25 protein-coding genes, 10 tRNA genes, 2 rRNA genes and 1 other annotated feature are annotated in these 21,772 nt (G+C 46.2%); of the genes, 34 read left to right on the forward strand and 3 right to left on the reverse strand.

The features are described 5' to 3' along the window. The first annotated feature begins 29 nt into the window (after window positions 1-29). The 19 genes from BN1002_RS00265 to BN1002_RS00355 all read left to right on the forward strand — a co-directional run bounded on the left by BN1002_RS00265 (window position 30) and on the right by BN1002_RS00355 (window position 13,643). The gene (locus BN1002_RS00265) at window positions 30-683 is read left to right on the forward strand and encodes an adenylate kinase (protein WP_048823027.1); all 654 of its coding nucleotides are present in this window, start codon (window positions 30-32) and stop codon (window positions 681-683) included. Beyond that, on the forward strand, window positions 680-1,426 hold the full coding sequence (gene map, locus BN1002_RS00270; protein WP_048823028.1) for a type I methionyl aminopeptidase: 747 nt from the start codon (window positions 680-682) through the stop codon (window positions 1,424-1,426). Before BN1002_RS00265 ends, map begins: the two co-directional genes overlap by 4 nt. Next, window positions 1,404-1,739 (forward strand): KOW domain-containing RNA-binding protein, encoded by a 336-nt coding sequence (locus tag BN1002_RS00275; RefSeq protein ID WP_197072711.1) that lies wholly within the window; start codon window positions 1,404-1,406, stop codon window positions 1,737-1,739. Before map ends, BN1002_RS00275 begins: the two co-directional genes overlap by 23 nt. Beyond that, on the forward strand, window positions 1,732-1,950 hold the full coding sequence (infA, locus tag BN1002_RS00280; protein ID WP_048823029.1) for a translation initiation factor IF-1: 219 nt from the start codon (window positions 1,732-1,734) through the stop codon (window positions 1,948-1,950). The genes BN1002_RS00275 and infA overlap by 8 nt, the downstream gene beginning before the upstream one ends. A gap of 37 nt (window positions 1,951-1,987) precedes the next feature. Continuing rightward, on the forward strand, window positions 1,988-2,101 hold the full coding sequence (gene rpmJ, locus BN1002_RS00285) for a 50S ribosomal protein L36 (protein ID WP_000868344.1): 114 nt from the start codon (window positions 1,988-1,990) through the stop codon (window positions 2,099-2,101). Window positions 2,102-2,125: 24 nt separating this feature from the next. Continuing rightward, window positions 2,126-2,491 carry a 30S ribosomal protein S13 gene (rpsM, locus tag BN1002_RS00290; protein WP_043931545.1) on the forward strand — a complete coding sequence of 122 codons (366 nt, stop codon included), beginning with the start codon at window positions 2,126-2,128 and terminating at the stop codon, window positions 2,489-2,491. Between the two features lie 22 nt (window positions 2,492-2,513). Further along, window positions 2,514-2,903: a 30S ribosomal protein S11 gene (rpsK, locus tag BN1002_RS00295; protein ID WP_048823030.1), complete on the forward strand. Its 390-nt coding sequence runs from the start codon at window positions 2,514-2,516 to the stop codon at window positions 2,901-2,903. Between the two features lie 170 nt (window positions 2,904-3,073). Next, window positions 3,074-4,018 (forward strand): DNA-directed RNA polymerase subunit alpha, encoded by a 945-nt coding sequence (locus tag BN1002_RS00300; RefSeq protein WP_048823031.1) that lies wholly within the window; start codon window positions 3,074-3,076, stop codon window positions 4,016-4,018. A 59-nt stretch (window positions 4,019-4,077) separates the two neighbouring features. After that, a complete protein-coding gene (gene rplQ, locus BN1002_RS00305) occupies window positions 4,078-4,440 on the forward strand; it encodes a 50S ribosomal protein L17 (RefSeq protein WP_048823032.1) in 363 nt (120 codons plus the stop codon). Window positions 4,441-5,109: 669 nt separating this feature from the next. Beyond that, entirely contained in the window at window positions 5,110-5,949 is an 840-nt protein-coding gene (locus tag BN1002_RS00310; protein WP_048823034.1) for an energy-coupling factor ABC transporter ATP-binding protein, read from the forward strand. Then, window positions 5,925-6,791: an energy-coupling factor ABC transporter ATP-binding protein gene (locus BN1002_RS00315; RefSeq protein ID WP_048823035.1), complete on the forward strand. Its 867-nt coding sequence runs from the start codon at window positions 5,925-5,927 to the stop codon at window positions 6,789-6,791. The genes BN1002_RS00310 and BN1002_RS00315 overlap by 25 nt, the downstream gene beginning before the upstream one ends. Continuing rightward, complete coding sequence (locus BN1002_RS00320) at window positions 6,788-7,585, forward strand: energy-coupling factor transporter transmembrane component T family protein (protein WP_048823036.1); 798 nt, start codon at window positions 6,788-6,790, stop codon at window positions 7,583-7,585. The genes BN1002_RS00315 and BN1002_RS00320 overlap by 4 nt, the downstream gene beginning before the upstream one ends. Before the next feature lie 11 nt (window positions 7,586-7,596). Continuing rightward, window positions 7,597-8,352 (forward strand): tRNA pseudouridine(38-40) synthase TruA, encoded by a 756-nt coding sequence (gene truA / locus BN1002_RS00325; protein ID WP_048823038.1) that lies wholly within the window; start codon window positions 7,597-7,599, stop codon window positions 8,350-8,352. 243 nt (window positions 8,353-8,595) lie between these two features. After that, on the forward strand, window positions 8,596-9,033 hold the full coding sequence (rplM, locus tag BN1002_RS00330; protein WP_048823039.1) for a 50S ribosomal protein L13: 438 nt from the start codon (window positions 8,596-8,598) through the stop codon (window positions 9,031-9,033). A gap of 18 nt (window positions 9,034-9,051) precedes the next feature. Further along, entirely contained in the window at window positions 9,052-9,444 is a 393-nt protein-coding gene (gene rpsI, locus BN1002_RS00335; protein ID WP_048823040.1) for a 30S ribosomal protein S9, read from the forward strand. A gap of 177 nt (window positions 9,445-9,621) precedes the next feature. Further along, on the forward strand, window positions 9,622-10,866 hold the full coding sequence (locus BN1002_RS00340; protein WP_231574952.1) for a dicarboxylate/amino acid:cation symporter: 1,245 nt from the start codon (window positions 9,622-9,624) through the stop codon (window positions 10,864-10,866). Between the two features lie 313 nt (window positions 10,867-11,179). Continuing rightward, on the forward strand, window positions 11,180-11,623 hold the full coding sequence (locus BN1002_RS00345) for a DUF2521 family protein (RefSeq protein ID WP_048823042.1): 444 nt from the start codon (window positions 11,180-11,182) through the stop codon (window positions 11,621-11,623). Window positions 11,624-11,770: 147 nt separating this feature from the next. Continuing rightward, a complete protein-coding gene (gene cwlD, locus BN1002_RS00350; protein WP_048827645.1) occupies window positions 11,771-12,421 on the forward strand; it encodes an N-acetylmuramoyl-L-alanine amidase CwlD in 651 nt (216 codons plus the stop codon). A 163-nt stretch (window positions 12,422-12,584) separates the two neighbouring features. Beyond that, window positions 12,585-13,643, forward strand: coding sequence for a P-loop NTPase (locus BN1002_RS00355; RefSeq protein ID WP_048823043.1), 1,059 nt, complete (start codon window positions 12,585-12,587; stop codon window positions 13,641-13,643). A 64-nt stretch (window positions 13,644-13,707) separates the two neighbouring features. On the opposite strand, the gene gerD is transcribed toward BN1002_RS00355, so the two are convergent. Beyond that, window positions 13,708-14,325: a spore germination lipoprotein GerD gene (gene gerD / locus BN1002_RS00360; RefSeq protein WP_048823044.1), complete on the reverse strand. Its 618-nt coding sequence runs from the start codon at window positions 14,323-14,325 to the stop codon at window positions 13,708-13,710. Between the two features lie 210 nt (window positions 14,326-14,535). On the opposite strand from gerD, the gene BN1002_RS00365 reads away from it, so the two are divergent. Continuing rightward, window positions 14,536-15,222 (forward strand): KinB-signaling pathway activation protein, encoded by a 687-nt coding sequence (locus tag BN1002_RS00365; RefSeq protein ID WP_048823045.1) that lies wholly within the window; start codon window positions 14,536-14,538, stop codon window positions 15,220-15,222. Window positions 15,223-15,281: 59 nt separating this feature from the next. Here BN1002_RS00365 and pdaB read toward each other — a convergent pair whose 3' ends face one another. Continuing rightward, on the reverse strand, window positions 15,282-16,034 hold the full coding sequence (gene pdaB, locus BN1002_RS00370; RefSeq protein WP_048823047.1) for a polysaccharide deacetylase family sporulation protein PdaB: 753 nt from the start codon (window positions 16,032-16,034) through the stop codon (window positions 15,282-15,284). A 149-nt stretch (window positions 16,035-16,183) separates the two neighbouring features. Between pdaB and BN1002_RS00375 the strand changes: the two genes are divergently transcribed. From BN1002_RS00375 to rocF, 14 genes are all read left to right on the forward strand, one after another. Beyond that, window positions 16,184-16,414, forward strand: a complete 231-nt coding sequence (locus tag BN1002_RS00375; protein ID WP_048823048.1) for a hypothetical protein — start codon at window positions 16,184-16,186, stop codon at window positions 16,412-16,414. 341 nt (window positions 16,415-16,755) lie between these two features. After that, window positions 16,756-18,307, forward strand: a 16S ribosomal RNA gene (locus BN1002_RS00380). A gap of 252 nt (window positions 18,308-18,559) precedes the next feature. Continuing rightward, window positions 18,560-18,659, forward strand: a sequence feature (23S ribosomal RNA rRNA prediction is too short). Window positions 18,660-18,785: 126 nt separating this feature from the next. Then, window positions 18,786-18,901 (forward strand): 5S ribosomal RNA (gene rrf / locus BN1002_RS00385). A 100-nt stretch (window positions 18,902-19,001) separates the two neighbouring features. Then, a tRNA-Asn gene (locus BN1002_RS00390) sits at window positions 19,002-19,076 on the forward strand. A gap of 20 nt (window positions 19,077-19,096) precedes the next feature. Then, window positions 19,097-19,169, forward strand: a tRNA-Thr gene (locus BN1002_RS00395). 11 nt (window positions 19,170-19,180) lie between these two features. After that, window positions 19,181-19,255, forward strand: a tRNA-Glu gene (locus BN1002_RS00400). Window positions 19,256-19,258: 3 nt separating this feature from the next. Next, window positions 19,259-19,331: transfer RNA gene (locus BN1002_RS00405), tRNA-Val, on the forward strand. A gap of 29 nt (window positions 19,332-19,360) precedes the next feature. Continuing rightward, a tRNA-Thr gene (locus tag BN1002_RS00410) sits at window positions 19,361-19,436 on the forward strand. A 6-nt stretch (window positions 19,437-19,442) separates the two neighbouring features. Beyond that, a tRNA-Tyr gene (locus BN1002_RS00415) sits at window positions 19,443-19,527 on the forward strand. Window positions 19,528-19,618: 91 nt separating this feature from the next. Next, window positions 19,619-19,690, forward strand: a tRNA-Gln gene (locus BN1002_RS00420). A gap of 150 nt (window positions 19,691-19,840) precedes the next feature. After that, window positions 19,841-19,913 (forward strand) — tRNA-Lys (locus tag BN1002_RS00425). 48 nt (window positions 19,914-19,961) lie between these two features. Beyond that, window positions 19,962-20,036, forward strand: a tRNA-Gly gene (locus tag BN1002_RS00430). A 6-nt stretch (window positions 20,037-20,042) separates the two neighbouring features. Continuing rightward, window positions 20,043-20,118: transfer RNA gene (locus BN1002_RS00435), tRNA-Ala, on the forward strand. 436 nt (window positions 20,119-20,554) lie between these two features. Then, window positions 20,555-21,451, forward strand: coding sequence for an arginase (gene rocF, locus BN1002_RS00440; protein WP_048823050.1), 897 nt, complete (start codon window positions 20,555-20,557; stop codon window positions 21,449-21,451). A 99-nt stretch (window positions 21,452-21,550) separates the two neighbouring features. On the opposite strand, the gene BN1002_RS24315 is transcribed toward rocF, so the two are convergent. Next, on the reverse strand, window positions 21,551-21,718 hold the full coding sequence (locus tag BN1002_RS24315; protein WP_082036051.1) for an aspartyl-phosphate phosphatase Spo0E family protein: 168 nt from the start codon (window positions 21,716-21,718) through the stop codon (window positions 21,551-21,553). Between the last annotated feature and the right edge of the window lie 54 nt (window positions 21,719-21,772).

The following is a 21,772-nucleotide window of genomic DNA, read 5'->3' on the forward strand; positions in this document are numbered from 1 at the left end:
ACCACTCAATCCCCAAGGGGGTAGATGCAATGAACTTAGTATTAATGGGATTGCCTGGCGCCGGAAAAGGCACACAGGCTGAAAAAATTGTAGATAAATATGGAATTCCGCATATCTCGACAGGAGATATGTTCCGTGCAGCTATGAAAGAAGGCACGGATTTGGGATTAAAGGCAAAGGCATTCATGGATGAAGGGGCTCTGGTCCCGGATGAAGTGACAATTGGCATTGTTCGTGAGAGGTTAAGCAAAGAAGATTGCGAAAATGGTTTTCTTCTTGATGGATTTCCGAGAACGGTACCTCAGGCTGAAGCACTTGAAGGCATGCTTGAAGGGCTTGGCAAAAAAATTGACTATGTCCTCAATATTGAGGTCGACCAGTCCATTTTGATGGAACGCCTAACGGGCCGCCGTATTTGTAAAAACTGCGGTGCCACATATCATCTCGTTTTTAATCCTCCTTCCAGTGAAGGCGTCTGCGACCGCTGTGGCGGGGAGCTCTACCAAAGGGCCGATGACAATGCCGAAACTGTGCAAAACAGGCTCGATGTGAACATCAAACAATCCAAGCCTCTGCTTGATTTTTACTCAGAAAAAGGCTACTTGCGCAATATCGATGGCCAGCGTGAGATTTCCGAAGTATTTGCTGACATTGAAGAATTGCTTGGGGGCTTGAGTGAATGATCATTTGTAAAACGCCTCGTGAGCTGGAAATTATGCGGGAAGCGGGCAGGATTGTGGCTTTGACCCATGAGGAGCTAAAGAAGCATATTGCTCCGGGAATCACCACGAAAGAACTGGACCGTGTTGCAGAACAAATTATCCGCAAGCACGATGCGATACCTTCTTTTAAAGGCTATAACGGCTTTACCGGCAGCATTTGCGCTTCAGTCAACGAAGAGCTCGTGCACGGCATTCCGGGCGGCCGGGTTTTAAAGGAAGGGGATATCATCAGCATCGACATCGGAGCCCAATACAACGGCTATCACGGTGACTCGGCCTGGACGTATGCAGTCGGGAAAATAGACGATGAAACAGCACGTTTATTGGAAGTGACAGAACAGTCCCTCTACAGAGGGCTGGAAGAAGCTAAGCCAGGCGAGCGTCTCTCTAATATATCGCATGCAATACAGGTGTACGTTGAGGAAAATGGTTTTTCCGTCGTACGCGAGTATGTTGGGCACGGAGTAGGGCAAGACTTACATGAGGATCCCCAGGTTCCGCATTACGGACCGCCCAATAAAGGCCCGCGGCTCAGGCCTGGAATGGTGCTGGCAATAGAACCGATGGTAAATGCGGGAAGCCGGTATGTGAAAACACTGGCTGATGACTGGACAGTTGTAACAGTTGACGGAAAAAACTGCGCCCATTTTGAACATACGATTGCCATAACGGAAACAGGCTTTGAGATCCTCACAAAACTGTGATGGCATCCCGCGCATTGTTCCCGGGCAGATCGCCCTTGTTAAAAGCGGACGCGAATCCGGCCAATATGTTATAATAATAGGGTTGGTTGATGATCAATTTGTTCTGGTAGCTGATGGCGAAAAGCGAAAAAGTAATCGTCCAAAGAGAAAGAATATCCGTCATCTCCAACTATTGGACCGCATAGCTCCAGAAGTTTATAACAGTATCATTGAAACAGGCTGCGTGACGAACGGAAAATTGCGCTTCGCGCTTACAAGGTTCATCAATGAATGCCTGTCCGATCAAGAGAAGGGAGACGAAATCGATGGCTAAAGATGATGTAATTGAAATTGAAGGTAAAGTAATTGAAACTTTGCCAAACGCCATGTTTAAGGTAGAATTAGAAAATGGCCATACGATTCTTGCCCATGTTTCAGGCAAAATCCGTATGCACTTTATCAGAATTCTGCCTGGCGATAAAGTAACAGTGGAGCTATCCCCATATGACTTAACGCGCGGCAGGATCACCTACCGCTTCAAATAGGCCGATTGCACTCCGTACTGCTAAGGAGGTTAGGATAATGAAAGTCAGACCATCTGTAAAACCGATCTGCGAAAAGTGCAAAGTTATCCGCAGACGCGGGAAAGTAATGGTTATTTGCGAAAACCCTAAACACAAACAAAAACAAGGCTAATTTTAAAGGAGGTGCGAGTCTTATATGGCACGTATTGCTGGTGTAGATATCCCTCGTGAAAAACGTGTGGTAATCTCTTTAACTTACATCTATGGTATTGGTAAAAATACTGCTCAGAAGGTTCTTGCTGAAGCGGGCGTTTCTGAAAACACTCGTGTTCGCGATCTTACTGAAGACGAACTGAACAAAATCCGTGACATCATCGACAAGCTTAAAGTTGAAGGTGACCTTCGCCGTGAAGTTTCCCTTAACATCAAGCGTCTGATGGAAATCGGAAGCTATCGTGGATTGCGCCATCGCCGCGGCTTGCCTGTTCGTGGACAAAACACGAAGAACAATGCACGTACGCGTAAGGGCCCACGTAAAACTGTAGCGAACAAGAAGAAGTAATCAGTAAAGGAGGTACTTAAAAATGGCACGTAAAACTAATACTCGCAAACGCCGTGTGAGAAAGAATATCGAAGCGGGTGTCGCTCATATTCGCTCAACATTTAACAATACAATTGTGACAATCACTGATGTACATGGTAATGCTATTTCCTGGTCAAGTGCAGGTGCGCTTGGATTTAAGGGTTCCCGTAAATCCACTCCATACGCTGCGCAAATGGCTGCTGAAACTGCTGCCAAAACATCTATGGAACATGGTTTGAAAACACTTGAAGTTACTGTAAAAGGACCTGGCGCAGGCCGTGAAGCTGCCATCCGTGCCCTTCAGGCTGCAGGACTTGAAGTAACAGCAATCAAAGACGTAACTCCAGTTCCGCATAATGGTTGCCGTCCGCCAAAACGCCGCCGTGTTTAATTTTTCTGTATAGAATTTGTATCCATGTCTATAATGGGATATGATACTAATTTCGTTCATGCAGATTCAATATTCCAGTTGTTGTGCACAAACAGGGACGAATACATGGGGGAATTTCGGTTAGGCAAAGGCCGGCCGGGTTTTCGACGTTTTGAAGGAGGGTATATTTGATGATCGAAATAGAAAAACCAAAAATCGAAACGGTTGAGATCAGCGATGATGCCAAATACGGAAAGTTCGTCGTAGAGCCACTTGAGCGTGGATATGGTACAACTCTGGGTAACTCCTTACGTCGTATCCTACTATCTTCACTCCCAGGTGCCGCAGTCACATCGATTCAGGTCGATGGTGTACTTCATGAGTTTTCAACAATTGAAGGTGTCGTTGAGGATGTTACATCCATCATCTTGAACATTAAGAAAATCGCACTAAAAATATACTCCGATGAAGAAAAAACGCTTGAAATCGATGTACAGGGCGAAGGCGGGGTAAAGGCTTCCGATATCACCCATGACAGTGATGTTGAAATTCTTAACCCAGATTTGCATATTGCTACATTAGGTTCAAACGGACATCTTCGTATGCGTTTGACTGCTAGGCGGGGACGCGGCTATACGCCAGCTGACCAGAACAAGAGGGAAGATCAGCCAATCGGCGTGATTCCGATTGACTCTATCTACACTCCGGTTTCCCGTGTTTCCTACCAGGTGGAAAATACACGTGTTGGCCAAATGACCAACTACGATAAATTGACCCTGGATGTATGGACAGACGGCAGCACAGGCCCACAGGAAGCCATTGCATTTGGAGCGAAGATTTTGACCGAGCATTTGAATATCTTTGTTGGCTTGACCGATGAAGCGCAAAATGCTGAAATCATGATTGAAAAAGAAGAAGACCAAAAAGAAAAAGTCCTCGAAATGACGATTGAAGAACTTGACCTGTCGGTTCGTTCTTATAACTGTCTGAAGCGCGCGGGAATCAACACTGTCCAGGAGCTTGCCAACAAGACCGAAGAAGACATGATGAAAGTACGCAACCTAGGCCGTAAATCACTTGAGGAAGTAAAAGCGAAACTCGAAGAGCTAGGTTTAGGCCTGCGCAAGGATGACTAGTTTATCCGGCAACAGCCAACCACAGCCTTAACTGACTTCAACAAAGGAGGGAACCCTTCATGGCATACAGAAAATTAGGCCGCACAAGCGCCCAGCGTAAAGCGATGCTTCGTGACCTTACAACTGACCTAATTATTAATGAACGTATCCAGACAACTGAAACACGTGCGAAGGAATTGCGTTCTGTTGTAGAAAAAATGATCACTCTCGGAAAGCGCGGAGACTTGCATGCACGCCGCCAGGCAGCATCTTACATCCGCAACGAAGTAGCTGATGCTGAAAACAACACAGATGCACTGCAGAAGTTGTTTGCTGACATCGCTCCTCGTTACGAAGAGCGTCAGGGTGGATACACTCGCATTATGAAAATTGGTCCTCGCCGCGGCGACGGTGCACCAATGGTCATCATTGAGCTAGTATAATAACACCGCAATCAAGGCAAGGGACAGTTCCATGAAACTTGTTTCTTGCCTTTTTTAAAAGAAAAGCGGAAGTGGCCGTTTAGCGCCGTATGGACTGGAGGGCTCCGATCGAGATAAAGGAAACACGATGAACGAAGTGAATCGATGTTGACTTATCGTAAGGAGGAGACCGAAGTACACTAGGCGCTGGCCACTGGAGCTGGACAATGAAAAGCGAAGGTGCCTGGTCAGCCCTGACAAGCGCTGGAGGGCCCGAAGGAGAAGTCGTTCTTTGACTTCACCTTCGGGACCGAAGCGACCTCGAGGGGCTAGGCACCGCAGCTGGACACAAGAAAAGCGTAGGCGCCACGGCGCCAGCTTGACAGTTAAATAGGTAAACCGAACAAGCCAAAAAGAGCGTTACGATGGGCAGGAATATCGTTTTTCGATAACCGGCCAGCAGGATTAACACCATAGAGAATTCGGAGGATGGCAGTCTTCCGTTGTATCATCTGCCTTCCTTTCCTGTCCCGTCTAGCTCATGCACCCCTCCCGTTTCTTACAAAGAAACCCTGTTTTCATCAGATTGGCAAATCTGTAGGGGGGCGGGGTGCAGGCTTTTTTTGCATTACAGGACTTTTATGAACGAGAAGAGAAGAGATAAGATGAGCCGAGGGGAGGATGGCGAGAATGAAGAAAGAGATTATCAGTCTAGCTGATATTTCATTCCAATACGTTTCCAGTGACCGATATGCGGTCCAAAATGTCAGTTTCAATGTTTATGAAGGGGAATGGCTCGCAATCGTTGGCCATAATGGTTCAGGTAAATCGACGCTTGCAAGGCTACTGAATGGCCTCCAATATCCTCAGCAGGGGACTATTCATATTGATGGCATTCCGCTAAATGAGAAGACAGTTTGGGATATCCGCAGAAAGCTGGGAATGGTTTTTCAAAATCCGGATAATCAATTCGTTGGCACAACTGTAAAAGATGATGTGGCTTTTGGTTTGGAAAACAACGGCATTCCGCAAGAGGAAATGGCCGTCAGGGTACCGGAAGCATTGGCGAAGGTTAAGATGGAAAAGTTTCTTAATCAAGAGCCGCACCATCTGTCCGGAGGGCAGAAACAGCGAGTCGCGATTGCAGGCGTTCTGGCACTTAAGCCTTCTATCATCATTTTGGATGAAGCGACATCGATGCTCGACCCGCGAGGTAGGGAAGAGGTTCTTGAAACGGTGAGGCTGCTGAAGGAAGAAGCCTCTCTGACGGTGATCTCCATTACACATGACCTTGACGAGGCCGCGAAGGCGGACCGGATCATTGTCATGAACAAGGGAAGGCTCTACCGGGAAGGAACACCAAATGAAATATTCGCTCTTGATGAAGAGCTTGTTTCATTGGGGCTCGATATTCCTTTTGCGGTCAAAATGGGCAAGGCCTTGACGGAGAAGGGAATAAATCTTTCTAAACATTATTTGTCTGAAGAAGAGTTGGTGAGGGAACTATGGACATATCACTCAAAGATGTAGGATATAAATACCAGGCGGGTACGCCTTTTGAAAGGGTGGCCGTCAGTGATGTCTCCATCGAAATCCCAACGGGCACTTACTTGGCGATTATAGGCCATACGGGATCAGGGAAATCGACCGTTCTTCAGCATTTGAATGGACTTCTGCAGCCCACATCGGGAAGCGTCACAATTGGCGGCAGGGAATTAAGGGCAGGAAAGAAAGAGAAAAACTTGAAGTCTGTCCGCCAAAAAGTCGGGATTGTCTTTCAGTTTCCGGAGCATCAGCTATTTGAGGAAACTGTTGAAAAGGATGTTAGCTTCGGGCCGATGAACTTCGGCGTGCCGGAAGAGGAAGCAAGGAAACGGGCGCGGATTGCCATTGGACAAGTCGGACTTGGGGAGGAAGTATTGCAAAAGTCCCCTTTTGATTTGTCAGGCGGCCAAATGCGCCGCGTCGCGATCGCAGGGGTCCTGGCAATGGAGCCTGAAGTGATAGTCCTTGATGAACCGACTGCGGGGCTTGACCCTCGTGGAAGGAAAGAAATCATGGACATGTTTTACGAGCTTCATAAAGAACAGGGACTCTCGACCGTTCTCGTGACACACAGCATGGAAGACGCGGCCAGGTATGCGGATAAAATCGCGATTTTGCAGGAGGGCAGGACGGTTAAAACCGGCACTCCCGAAGAAATCTTCTCCAATCCGTCCGAGCTGGTCTCGCTTGGCCTGGATGTACCTGAAGCGGTCAGGTTCCAGCTGAAATGGGAAGAGAAGATGGGCGCCAGACTGGACAGGACATATTTGACGATTGAAGACTTGTCCGAGGCGATAGCCCGCTATAAAGGGGGTGGGCGGCCATGATGGAAAAGATGATATTCGGACGCTATGTCCCTGCGGATTCACTAATCCATAGAATGGACCCGCGCTCAAAGCTAATTCTCGTTTTTGCTTTCGTCTGTATTGTCTTTATCGCAAATAATATTTTCACCTATGCCCTGCTCGGTGTTTACACCTTTTATCTGCTCAGCCTGTCACGGATTCCAATCCGATTTCTGTTGGAAGGACTTAAGCCCATTCTGTTTCTCGTCGTCTTTACCTTATTGCTCCACCTGTTCCTAACGAAGGAAGGCGATGTGGTCGTCGACCTCGGGTTTATGAAAATTTATGAAGAAGGAATTAGACAAGGGATTTTCATTTCGATGAGGTTCTTTTTCCTGATTCTTGTCACTTCACTTCTGACATTGACAACAACGCCGATTGAGATTACCGACGGTCTTGAAATCCTTTTGAACCCATTAAAAAAGATAAAGTTTCCGGTGCACGAAATGGCGCTGATGATGTCGATTTCCCTCAGGTTCATTCCGACACTTATGCAGGAAACTGACAAAATTATGAAAGCCCAGAGTGCCAGGGGCGTTGAATTTGCCAGCGGACCGATTAAAGATCGTGTTAAAGCAATCATTCCATTATTAATTCCGTTGTTTGTCAGCTCGTTCAAGCGTGCTGAGGATCTTGCGACCGCAATGGAGGCGCGCGGCTACCGGGGCGGTGAAGGGCGGACCCGTTTCCGACAGCTGCACTGGGGGACAGCCGACACCATACAGCTCGTCTTGCTACTGGTGCTGGCTGTTGTTCTCGTATTCCTGCGGTCTTAAGGGAGGATATCATGCAACGGTATAAATGTATTATTTCGTATGATGGGACAGGTTTTGCCGGCTATCAGGTCCAGCCTGGCAAGCGGACGGTCCAGGGCGAGTTGGAAGCGGTCCTGTCCAAGCTTCATAAAGGAACGCAGGTCAAAGTGACCGCTTCAGGCCGGACCGATTCTGGCGTCCATGCAAGGGGCCAGGTCATCCACTTCGATTCGCCGCTTTCTATACCTGAAGAGCGGTGGCCAATTGCTTTGAACTCAATGCTCAGCGGGGAAATATCGATTCTATCCGTCGAGAAGGCGAACAGTGGCTTCCATGCCAGATTCGATGCAGCGGGAAAGGAGTATCGCTACATCCTTTATTTAGGCAAAAACCGGGACCCGTTTATGCGGAATTACGCCTTCCATTATCCCTACCCGCTTGGTCTTAAGGCAATGGAAGAAGCGGCAGGCTATTTGTCCGGGACTCATGACTTCTCCAGCTTTTGCGCATCGGGAACTGAAGTGATCGATAAGGTCAGGACGATCGAGGAAATTTCTTTTGCAAAAATAGAAGAAACCCTTGAACTGAGGTTCAAGGGAACTGGATTTTTATACAATATGGTCAGAATCCTGACAGGTACACTCATCGAGGTTGGGGCGGGGGCAAGAAAGGCTGGAGAAATCCCTGGCCTGATCCTTGCCAGGGATAGGACACTTGCGGGCAAAACCGCACCGGCCCACGGTTTGTATTTATGGGAAGTATTTTATGGAGATACCGAAAAAAAGTAAAAACAACTAAACCTGGTGTACAATATTTTCTTGACATTGGGGCTCTAAGCATTTAATATATCATATGTGTGTATTTTAATCCCACGATAAAGCCCCGGAAAGTCTTCATCGTGATTAGAAATATATGAACATGACCTTGACACGCGCAGAGAAAAGCCCAGGACCGCTCCCGGAACAGAGTGAGTCCCCAGAGCCGAATGATGCGCGAACTAACTTTTTTTGATCTAACTAGGAGGGAAACCCATGCGTACAACGTTTATGGCGAATGCCAATACTATCGAGCGTAAATGGTACGTAGTTGATGCTGAAGGCAAAACTCTTGGACGCCTTGCTTCCGAGGTTGCAGCAATTCTACGTGGAAAAAATAAACCAACATTCACACCGCATGTTGACACTGGTGACAATGTCATCATCTTGAATGCATCTAAAGTAACTCTTACAGGCAACAAGCTGCATGACAAGATTTACTACCGCCACACCAACCACCCAGGCGGCCTTAAGCAAAGGACTGCACTTGAAATGCGCACGAACTATGCTGAGAAAATGATCGAGCTTGCGATTAAAGGCATGCTTCCAAAGAATTCTCTTGGCCGTCAAATGTTCAAAAAGCTGCACGTTTATGCAGGCAGCGAGCATCCGCATCAAGCACAAAAACCAGAAGTTTACGAACTTCGCGGATAATAAAGGGAGGGTATTAACTTGGCACAAGTTCAATATATCGGCACAGGCCGTCGTAAAAGCTCCGTTGCCCGCGTACGTCTCGTACCAGGCAATGGCCAAATTCTAATCAATGATCGTGACATCACTAACTACATTCCATTCGAAGCTCTTCGTGAAGTAGTTAAGCAACCACTTAATGCTACTGAAACTCTTGGCAGCTACAACATCCTTGTAAACGTTAAGGGTGGCGGCTACACTGGCCAAGCTGGCGCTATCCGCCACGGCATTGCCCGCGCATTGCTGCAAGCTGATCCAGAATTCCGTCCAACTCTGAAGCGCGCAGGCCTTCTGACTCGTGACGCACGTATGAAAGAGCGTAAGAAATACGGTCTTAAAGGCGCTCGTCGTGCTCCTCAGTTCTCGAAGCGTTAATTTATCAACATTTAAAGGCTCTTTTCACTTTTGTGGAAAGGGTCTTTTTGTTTGTATGACACTTTTATGGGTGGGGGATGGTTCTATCTAGATTAAGTGTTAGCTAAATGCTTTTCCGCTTTTTTAGATTAAATGATATAATTGTTTTCATGTAAAAATTTTACTAAAGGATAAGGTATGATGAAAAATATTTGGAGAAAGTATCAAGAAATTCCGTTCGTTTTAAAGATGGCTGTAGGTTTCTTGTTAGGGATTATAGTCGGGCTGACATTTAAAACAGATGCGGAAGTATTAAAGCCTTTTGGGACGATCCTCATCCGCCTCTTGAGTCTGATCGCCGTACCGGTAATCTTCCTGACAGTTGTGCAGGCAGTCAATCAAATGAGTATCACGCAGCTGGGCAGAATTGGGTGGAAATTGATTCTCTATTATGCAGCAACAACCGCCGCGGCTGTCTTGATTGGTCTTGGTTTAGCATTATGGTTTAATCCGGGAGCACAGTTAACTTTACCGAACATCCATGTAGAAAAGCCGGAAACGCCGCATTTTGCGGATATAATTCTGCAAATTATTCCGGATAATATGTTCCAAGCCTTTGCGGCTGGAGACACAATGGCCATTATGTTCCTTGCGGTAATTGTAGGCTTGGCTATTTCCTCAATGAAATTTTCAACTGATCAGAAAATGCAGGAATATGGAAACCTTCTTGATCGGTTTTTTACAGCATTTAATGAAATGTTATATAAGATTTTAAAAGGGGTCCTGGCTTACACGCCAATCGGTGTTTTTGCAATAGGTGCCAATGCCTTTGGTCATCAGGGCTGGGGGGCGCTATATTCCCTTCTTACGTTTATTGGTGTCTTTTATCTAGGTATTTTCTTGCTTTGGACAGTGGTCTATTCCGGCTTTTTGAAGTTAAGCGGTACACCTGTACTTAATTTCTTCAAACAAACAAAAGAGGCGTATACAACGGCATTTTTCACATCCAGCAGTATTGCATCGCTGCCTATAGCGATTAATGCAGCAAAAAAAGCGGGAATTTCAGAAAGAACAGCGAATTTTGCATTACCTCTAGGGGCGATTTTTAACTCGGATGGTGGCGCATTGCGAATGGGGGTTTCGATTGTATTCGCAGCCAATGTTACTAATTTCCAGCTATCACTATCTGACTTTTTTATCATTATCCTTATTGGTACGCTCCTATCGATCGGGACAGCAGGAGTTCCTGCGGCAGGGTTAGTTACATTATCAGCGGTTCTGACAATGTTTGGGTTGCCGTTAGAGATTGTTGCGCTGATTGCAGGTGTCGATGCGATTATTGGAATGGGCGGAACAGCCTCAAATGTTATTGGTGATATAGTAGGTGCCGCAGTTGTTGACAGGTCGGAACAAAAGCAAGTCCAGACCTCGCCGGCCCATTAAGAATACTAGTTGTGATTTTCGGGTGGTTTCCCCTGCTTTGGTTAAATTCTGCCGGAGGGGATTCCACCCTGTTTTTTTTATCCTTCCCAAAATGCCTTGCTGTCTTAAATTAGCATAGGCTCTAAATTGACTAATCTGCTTTTATAAGTATTACCGAGTCCTTTATCAAACCCTGAATAAATTTAAATTGCCTTAGGCGGTTGGCAGCAGTCTCATCTTTCTAATTGATTGTAAAACTGGAAAAGGATTCAGAGAAGGAATCTGTATTCTCCCCGCATTGCAGTTAAAGACTAGCTGTAAGAGGTGAAAGCAAGTGAATGTCATTACAACCTTTACAGAAAAAAGGCGCGCGAAACAGATTAAATATGAACGTTCGGTCCTTAAGGACATTTCGATAACTGAATTGAAGAAAAAAGTTCAGGAGTACTTTGGCTCCGTCAGGCTTGCAAGCGGTCTTTTTCAAAATTCCGGCATCCAGGAGGCTTGCTATGATGTGGCGCTTGAAGCATTTTTGCTCGGAGCGAATTTTAGCAAGTTTAGCTTTGCCGGAGAGAAGCTTGAAATGATTTTAAGCCGCTGTGAGGCTGAGGAGACCCATTTAATAGATACCTTATACAACTTTCTCCTGTATTGGGGAGCTGGAGATGAAGGGATCTATAGTGAATCCCTGTATCTGTCTTGTGAGCAGTATGTCCGGGCATGGTGGATGGACGGATATGAAAAAGCTCGGCGCCGCCAAAAACTCCGCCTGCACTAAAATAAGTCCCAAATGCACTCCCGCAAGGCAACCTGTGTTCTAAAATCCTTTTACGAGCCATATAGTGAAAGGGAAAAGGACGGGCAGGGGGCTGAGGTAGTGTCGAAACGAAGATTGAAACGGACTGTTTTTGCAGCGGCTCTTATTATGTTATTCATTATTATCCAATATGACTTTTCCGAAAATCACTCCTGGAACACATGGAGTTTGCCCCTATCCGGGAAGGTGATTCTTCTGGACCCCGGCCATGGCGGTGCTGATGGCGGGGCAGGGGTGCGGCCGACTCAGGAGAAAGATATTGCTTTGAATATTTCCTTAAAGCTGCGTGATTTCCTCCAGCAGCAGGGAGCAATAGTCATCATGACCCGGGAAACCGATAAAGATTTGGCACCGGTCGATATGAAAGGCCTTAGTCGCAGAAAGACTGCAGATTTGAAGGAAAGGCTAAAAATGATAAATGAATCGGATGCAGACCTCTTTGTTAGCGTCCACTTGAATGCCATTCCTTCTCCCCGCTGGAGCGGTGCGCAGACCTTTTATAGCACACATTACAAGGAAAATAAAAAAGCCGCAAAGCTGGTTCAGAAAGAGCTGAGGGTCAACCTTGAAAATACAACAAGAGAAGCGAAGCCGCTGAACAGTGTATACATTCTTCGCAATGCCGAGAAGCCGGGTGTTTTAGTCGAAGTAGGGTTCCTTTCCAATCCAGCCGAAAAGGAAAACCTGGAGCGCGACTCCTATCAGGAAATGGTCGCGGCTTCAATATATAAAGGAATAATTAGATATTTCACAGATTAACAAAGAGGGTGCGCTTGCATCCTCTTTATTTGCGCAAGAGATTTTAAAAAACTGTGAAGGGTGTGCGCCAGTTAACAGCCTGTCCATACCGTATGCTATAATATAAAGACATGCCATGCTTTCAAAGGCAGTTAAAACCAAAACAATAAGGCAGGTGCTCTAGGTGATTACAGAGGCTATTGTACGGGAAACGTTAAGCGGTTTACAGGAGCCATTTTTACATAAATCGCTGGGTGAACTGAATGCAATTGAAGAAATAAAAGTGAAGGAAGAAAAGAACCACGTCAGTGTCAAAATTGCGATTGCCAAGACGGGAACTCCCGAACAGCTGCAGCTTCAGGGCGAAATTGTCAACGCTTTAAAAAGCCGCGGCGCCGCCTCAGTCGGTCTTCGCTTCAGTGAACTTCCCGAGGAAGTCCTTGCTGAGCACCGCGCGGCAATGGCGGAATCCGGAGGACAAGGATTGCTGTCCCCAGGCAGCAAAACGACCTTTATCGCGATTGCGAGCGGTAAGGGCGGAGTAGGGAAATCAACGGTTTCAGTTAATCTGGCTGTTTCGCTGGCCCGCCTCGGCAAAAAAGTCGGCCTGATCGATGCCGATATATACGGGTTCAGTGTTCCGGATATGATGGGTATCACCGAGCGTCCGGCAGTTAAAAACGATAAAATCCTTCCGGTCGAGCGTTTTGGCGTAAAGGTCATCTCTATGGGCTTTTTTGTAGAAGACAACTCGCCGATTATCTGGCGCGGCCCAATGCTTGGCAAAATGCTGAACAGCTTTTTTGAAGAAGTGAATTGGGGCGAACTCGACTACCTTCTGCTCGACTTGCCTCCAGGAACAGGGGATGTGGCGCTTGATGTTCACACTATGCTTCCTTCATGCAAGGAAATCATTGTGACAACGCCTCATCCGACAGCTGCTTTTGTTGCGGCGAGAGCTGGTGCAATGGCTCTCAAAACAGAACATGAAATCCTGGGCGTTATTGAAAATATGGCTTATTTTGAGAGCAAGCTTACAGCGGAACGCGAATATATCTTCGGTCAGGGCGGCGGCCAGCGGCTTGCTGAGGCATTGAATACTGAAGTGATCGGCCAGCTACCATTGGGGCAGCCGGATTGGGATGAGAATGACTTTGCGCCTTCCATCTATCAGGAAGAAGAAAAACTGGGCGGAATTTACCTCCAGATTGCCGACAAGGTTATCGGCATGCTGGAAAAATAATGAAGAGGCCTCTCCGGCCATAGTTACGGAGAGGCTTTTTATATTCTCAAAGTCGTTGGCCGCTTTACTTATTTCCTCCGCCTTCACTGCCACCGCTTTTACCGCCGCCCTGCCCGCCCTTTCCCTCTTTGGCAACGGATTCCTTGGCAGCCTGCAAAAGCAAATCCTGCATTTTGGTCTTAAATAAAGGGCTCTGCATTGCTTCAGCAATTACCGTCTGAAGATGGAGGCGAAACTCTTTGCTTTTTAAGGCATCCGCCATTTCTTTTTGCATCTCGGGCTCTTTAAAAACTTCAATCATCATGGAACGGTACTCAGGATCTTTCATTAACTCCTTCAAAAGGGTTTCATTTTCGGTTTTCATCCCTTTTGCGAGTGCTGCGGCAATCTTCGGATCTTTTAGAGATTCCCGCCAAAAGTCAGCCCCTTCCTTTGAGACTAATGTTTTTTGAACAGTATCCGTGACCGCGGCCTGGTCCATAATGAATTCTTTTTTAACCTTTTCGTCAGTCATAATTTCATGAATTGCCTTTTTACCATCATCTGTATGGAGAATATCGACTAGCATCTTTTTCGTCTCTTCATAATTGAGTTTGCTTTCAACTTGACTTGCTCCGCCGCCCGCACAGGCTGTCAGTATCAGCATAAGGGCAATTGGCAGCAAAAGAAATTTCTTATTCATCCCAAGAGACTCCCTTCATAATAGGCGCTTACCATTAGGATGAAGAAAAAAGCTGTCAATTATTCGCTTAAAGAGAATGCCTGGATTTTTCAAGAACCTGTTGGTACAATGAATTGTGGCGGCTTTTGTCAAAAAATGAAGCCGCAAGCGGATGCAGTTACCTGCCCGTGAAAAATATAAATGCATTTATGCAGTGCTGGGGGAAAAATTGTGACTAGCCGAAATTGGGTAAAATTATTTATTAACACACTGTTCCTAGGGGCAATAGTAACGGTCATAACCGGATTCTTTGTACGCTGGGATAAATTCGCCCCATTATTCACCCACTTTGAGGTTCTAGAAGTTCTATCCGTATTAATGTGGTTAATTGGGGTTGGATTCATCTTTAGCCTTTTAAGCCAAATGGGCTTTTTTGCATATTTGACCGTCCATCGATTTGGACTGGGGATTTTCAAGTCAGCGAAGCTTTGGAATAGTGTACAGGCAGTTATCGCGGCCTTTGTCCTTTTTGATCTTGTTTATTTAAGGTATACCGCCTTTGCGGAAAAGGGAGAGGGACTGTTCCCTTATATTATTCCCGCTTTAATTGTTCTGGTGGTGGGCCTTGTGGTCGCCTGGCAAAAAATGAAACAGACCACCAGGGAAGCGTTTATTCCGGCTTTATTCTTTATGATTGTCGGTACGGTGCTGGAGTGGGTTCCTGTCCTAAGGGTAAATGAGGGCGGCTGGTTTTATCTCATGCTTTTCCCGCTGCTGGTATGCAACGGATACCAGATCTTAATTCTTCACAAGTTGAATGAGAAGTCGTTGGAAGAACGGAAAAAAGCGCAGGGAAAGTCCAAACAAGTTCCTGAAAAAACCACTAAGAAAAAAAGTAAAAACAAGCCGTCCAATTAATGGGCGGCTTTTTATTATCTTAGAGAGGGAGAAAGATGATTCTACTGATTGTAATTCTTTTACCTGACCTCCTCGGATTTGGTTTTTCCGTTAGCGATCATCTCTGAGACTGTGACAAAGTTAAGCCCCTTTCCCTTTAGTCCTTGAATAATATCAGGGAGAGCTTTAGCCGTTTGCTTGGCGGAGTCAGAAGCATGAAGAAGTACGATATCTCCGGCTGCTGCGTTATCCATATTTTTAAGGATTTTCTTTACCCCGGGATTGGTCCAATCCTCCGAGTCAATGCTCCAATGGACAACCGTAAAACCAAACCGCTCGGCAATTTTCAGAGTCCTCTTATCAAAATGGCCGGTAGGGGCTCGGATTAATGAGATTTTTTTAATATTCAACTTACCAAAAGCAGTTTGCGCCTTGGCAAGGTCTTTTCTAATTTCGGTTTCCTCCAAGGCCGTATAATCCTCGTACCCATATCCAAGGATCCCTATTTCATATCCTTGTTTGGCAATCCTTTCAACTAAGTCCGGATGGCGTTCGGCCCAAGCCCCGGATAAGAAGAATGTAGCCGATTTAACATTTTCCTTTTCAAGCACATCTAAAATGGGTGCAGCTTTTTCATCTCCCCAGCCAATATTAAAAGTCAAGGCAATATCCTTTTCTCCTTTATACACCGCTTTAGGCCCATCTTTAGTTGAAAATACGGGCATTTGAACTAAATTTTCCATATAAACAATCCAGGCTGTGAAAAAAGCGGAGACGATAATGAGCGTAATTTGTTTCATTCGCTTTCCGTTTAATACAAAGAAAAAGTTCACCTTCATGACCCCCGTCCATACAATTCCTTGTACTAAATGTATGTATTGTTCCGGAGAAGTATGATTGAGAAAATCATCTCCTATCTTACATACATATAGAATTTACTGGAAAGTATAATCTCAAAGATTTATTCAGGAGTGGTAATTGGATGATTGGGTTGCTTATTAATGCAAAAGAAGCAAAGGAAATTGAATACCTGGTTAAAAGAGAAATGGAAGAGATTCTTTTCGATCTCGATGATGAAAGAATTGACCATATTGCTAAAAAAGCGATGGAGGAACGATATACAATTTTATTTGCTTTGTTCAGGAGGCTAGCCTTGCCAGGAGAATGCCTGAGATATATGCGCAAAAAATCCAGAAAGAAGGGTCAGCTTTAGTGTAATTTTCCATTTGAAAATATTAAAAAGAATTGTTGACTTTGTTTTTTTTAGTTGTTATAGTAATAAACGTTGCTGCTGGACAGCAACCTAGCAACTTAAAAAAGTTATTGACTTTATACTTTTTAAGATGTTATAATTAGAAAGTCGCTGTTGAGCGATATCGCTTCTTTTGTTGAGGTTTGCAGAGCTGTTTTCAGCTGCTGGGAATTTCAAAAAAGAGCCATCGATCACAGCAGTTTTGTTCCTTGAAAACTAAACAAACAAGCGTCAACAAACAATATTTATCATGATCTTCGGATCATGAGCCAACGTAACTTTATGAGCTAAACTCATACTCTTTCTTGGAGAGTTTGATCCTGGCTCAGGACGAACGCTGGCGGCGTGCCTAATACATGCAAGTCGAGCGGAGGTTTTGAAAGCTTGCTTTCGAAACCTCAGCGGCGGACGGGTGAGTAACACGTGGGCAACCTGCCTGTAAGACTGGGATAACTCCGGGAAACCGGGGCTAATACCGGATAACCCTCATTGACACATGTCGATGAGCTGAAAGACGGTTTCGGCTGTCACTTACAGATGGGCCCGCGGCGCATTAGCTAGTTGGTGGGGTAATGGCCCACCAAGGCGACGATGCGTAGCCGACCTGAGAGGGTGATCGGCCACACTGGGACTGAGACACGGCCCAGACTCCTACGGGAGGCAGCAGTAGGGAATCTTCCGCAATGGACGAAAGTCTGACGGAGCAACGCCGCGTGAGCGAAGAAGGCCTTCGGGTCGTAAAGCTCTGTTGTCAGGGAAGAACAAGTACCGGAGTAACTGCCGGTACCTTGACGGTACCTGACCAGAAAGCCACGGCTAACTACGTGCCAGCAGCCGCGGTAATACGTAGGTGGCAAGCGTTGTCCGGAATTATTGGGCGTAAAGCGCGCGCAGGCGGCCTCTTAAGTCTGATGTGAAAGCCCACGGCTCAACCGTGGAGGGTCATTGGAAACTGGGGGGCTTGAGTGCAGAAGAGGAGAGTGGAATTCCACGTGTAGCGGTGAAATGCGTAGAGATGTGGAGGAACACCAGTGGCGAAGGCGACTCTCTGGTCTGTAACTGACGCTGAGGCGCGAAAGCGTGGGGAGCGAACAGGATTAGATACCCTGGTAGTCCACGCCGTAAACGATGAGTGCTAAGTGTTAGAGGGTTTCCGCCCTTTAGTGCTGCAGCAAACGCATTAAGCACTCCGCCTGGGGAGTACGGCCGCAAGGCTGAAACTCAAAGGAATTGACGGGGGCCCGCACAAGCGGTGGAGCATGTGGTTTAATTCGAAGCAACGCGAAGAACCTTACCAGGTCTTGACATCCTCTGACACTCCTGGAGACAGGACGTTCCCCTTCGGGGGACAGAGTGACAGGTGGTGCATGGTTGTCGTCAGCTCGTGTCGTGAGATGTTGGGTTAAGTCCCGCAACGAGCGCAACCCTTGATCTTAGTTGCCAGCATTCAGTTGGGCACTCTAAGGTGACTGCCGGTGACAAACCGGAGGAAGGTGGGGATGACGTCAAATCATCATGCCCCTTATGACCTGGGCTACACACGTGCTACAATGGATGGTACAAAGGGCAGCGAAGCCGCGAGGTGAAGCCAATCCCATAAAACCATTCTCAGTTCGGATTGCAGGCTGCAACTCGCCTGCATGAAGCCGGAATCGCTAGTAATCGCGGATCAGCATGCCGCGGTGAATACGTTCCCGGGCCTTGTACACACCGCCCGTCACACCACGGGAGTTTGTAACACCCGAAGTCGGTGGGGTAACCGCAAGGGGCCAGCCGCCTAAGGTGGGACAGATGACTGGGGTGAAGTCGTAACAAGGTAGCCGTATCGGAAGGTGCGGCTGGATCACCTCCTTTCTAAGGATATTGCCTTTGGGCAATCGGAATGCGGACCTTCGGTCCGTAAGTTGACCGCTTGTTTGTTTAGTTTTGAGGGAGCAATTCCTCAAGACTTCCTTGTTCCTTGAAAACTGGATAATGTAAGAAGAAGTAACCAAGAAGAACCGAGTGATCGCCATTTTAGTTTTCTCTCTTATTTAAGAGTGAATGAACCTTTTAGGTTAAGTTAGAAAGGGCGCACGGTGGATGCCTTGGCACTAGGAGATTTCCCACAGTGTTAAACTGGTAAGATCCCTGAAAGACGATCAGGTTGATAGGTCAGAGGTGGAAGCGCGGCGACGCGTGGAGCTGACTGATACTAATAGATCGAGGACTTAACCAATTCAAAATGATCATTCGTTCTTCAAACTTCTTCTAATTATCCAGTTTTGAGGGAATGAAATTTTCCTTGAAAAAAACAAAAAAGACATTATAATAAAATATGTCTGATTCATTGTCTGGCAGTTATGGCGAGAAGGCCACACCCGTTCCCATCCCGAACACGGAAGTTAAGCTTCTCAGCGCCGATGGTAGTTGGGGCCTTGCCCCTGTGAGAGTAGGACGCTGCCGGGCTTTGATTTTATTTTGTGCAGCTCATGAATAGGTTGGAGCGATATTTCCAAGAATCGGCTGCGAGTTGTATACGCCTCTGAATATAGGTAAACTTACTTATTCCGCAGTAGCTCAGTGGTAGAGCAATCGGCTGTTAACCGATCGGTCGTAGGTTCGAGTCCTACCTGCGGAGCCAATATATCTTTACTTATTAATGCTTCCATAGCTCAGTAGGTAGAGCACTTCCATGGTAAGGAAGAGGTCAGCGGTTCGAGCCCGCTTGGAAGCTTTTTAAATATCGGCCCCTTGGTCAAGCGGTTAAGACACCGCCCTTTCACGGCGGTAACACGGGTTCGAATCCCGTAGGGGTCACCATTTGGAGGATTAGCTCAGCTGGGAGAGCATCTGCCTTACAAGCAGAGGGTCGGCGGTTCGATCCCGTCATCCTCCATTATTTCTAATATATTTAATACTTCTTATGCCGGTTTAGCTCAATTGGTAGAGCAACTGACTTGTAATCAGTAGGTTGGGGGTTCAAGTCCTCTAGCCGGCACCATTTTTTGGTGGGGTAGCGAAGTGGCTAAACGCGGCGGACTGTAAATCCGCTCCCTCCGGGTTCGGCGGTTCGAATCCGTCCCCCACCACCATTTTCTGAATAGGTTTCATCCAAAAGAGCAATACTATGTATGTTCTTTTTAAGTTGTATTGGAAAACTGTATTAGGAAACCATACTATTATTGGGCTATAGCCAAGCGGTAAGGCAACGGACTTTGACTCCGTCATTCGTTGGTTCGAATCCAGCTAGCCCAGTCTTTTTTTATTTTTGTACTCGAGCCATTAGCTCAGTTGGTAGAGACGAGCAACGCTTCTATGAACCAGCTGCGAGTTGCGTAGCAGGACGGAAGTTCTGCGGAGCAGACGGCTAGATGCTTAATGGATTTAGGGAACTTTTTTTTGTTTGAGCCATTAGCTCAGTCGGTAGAGCATCTGACTTTTAATCAGAGGGTCGAAGGTTCGAGTCCTTCATGGCTCATTTAAATTCTTGTCTAATAAAAATTTTTTCGTTATAATACTATCGAACGCGGAAGTAGTTCAGTGGTAGAACACCACCTTGCCAAGGTGGGGGTCGCGGGTTCGAATCCCGTCTTCCGCTCCATTCTCCGGGGCCTTAGCTCAGCTGGGAGAGCGCCTGCTTTGCACGCAGGAGGTCAGCGGTTCGATCCCGCTAGGCTCCACCATCATTTTACATAAAGACCATTCTGCCTTAAATCTTTTTAGATTTAAGGCTTCTTTGTATGTTTGGATAGAAGCAATCTCAAAGCTCGTAACCAATACGACTTTGTTCCAAATAAAAATGTTCTCTCCGGTCGAATATGAATGTTCTAAACGCCCGCAGCATTTAAAATTCTGCTCTGCGGTCGAATAGAAGAGCTCTAAACGCCCGCAGCAAATAAAAATCTACTCTGCGGTCGAATAGAATTCAATCTCATCGACAGTAAAGCCAAACAAATAGCAACGAAGTCGTATAAAAGCAGCAAAGCCAACATCCAAATAACGCTGTACCCTATGGTGGATGGAAATGCTTCGTTAAGGATGTATTTATATGCATAATAATGTCAAGTTGAGTCATTTGGATGTAAGCGGTTAAAATTAAGACATTAAGGGGGAGTATAAATGAAAAAATTGTCTATTATCGGCATGCCTATGGACCTGGGGCAATTGCGCCGGGGAGTTGATATGGGGCCGAGTGCAATACGTTACGCGGAAGTCGTCGACAGGCTCAAAAGCTTATTTGATGAAATTGAAGATTTAGGGGATATCCCTGTCGGCCGGCCAGAGGTCGTCATTGATCAGCAGTCGAAGCTGAGAAATTTGGAGTTAATCACTAAAAAGAATGAGAAGCTGGCAGCTGAAGTCGATAAAGTGGTCGAAAAGGGTTCATTCCCGCTAATCCTTGGAGGCGACCATAGCATTGCCATCGGGACACTTGCGGGTGTTTCAAAACATTATAAAAATATGGGCGTAATTTGGTATGATGCCCATGGTGATTTGAATACAGCAGAAACGTCCCCATCCGGAAACATCCATGGTATGCCTCTCGCAGTCAGTTTAGGGATTGGCCATAAGTTGTTGACGGAATTGGGAGGATACAGCCCGAAAGTAAAACCTGAGAATGTAGTCATCATAGGGGCGAGGGCACTGGATGACGGTGAAAAGGAATTAATAAAAGAAACTGGCATTAAAGTCTATACCATGCATGAAATTGACCGAATGGGCATGGCAAGGGTGATGGAGGAGACGATTTCCTACTTAAAGGACAGAACAGATGGGGTTCATCTTTCTCTTGATCTGGATGGCCTTGATCCCCTGGATGCACCGGGAGTGGGAACACCGGTTATTGGCGGGATTACTTATCGGGAGAGCCATTTGGCAATGGAAATGCTCGCTGAGGCGGAAATCATAACTTCCGCGGAATTTGTTGAAGTCAATCCTATTCTTGATGAGAGAAATAAGACTGCGAAAGTAGCGGTTGAATTAATGGGTTCGTTATTTGGGGAAAATCTTCTCTAAGCTATTAGTAAGTAATAAAAAGAAGAAACCAGCATTCCCTCTAGTGGTTATGGGGAAAGCTGGTTTTTTAATATGCGGGAATCAGCACCCGAAAGTCTTTTAATGTTTTTGGTTTACTAAAACATAATATGTGTTTAGCAGTGAGTCCAATTTCACGCTTGCCTCGATAACGTTATGGTCGGTTAGCGAATAGTTGTTTGCCAGCTGGACCATTTGATTTCTGGAATTTTCAATTTCACTGGCCAGTTTTGTAAGCTGAATGCACATAATAACCAAGTCCTTTCCGTAAATTACTATTTTTATGTCCTTTATGAGGAAAAT

Origin of the sequence: Bacillus sp. B-jedd, assembly GCF_000821085.1 — a bacterium.
Lineage (GTDB): Bacteria > Bacillota > Bacilli > Bacillales > Cytobacillaceae > Bacillus_D.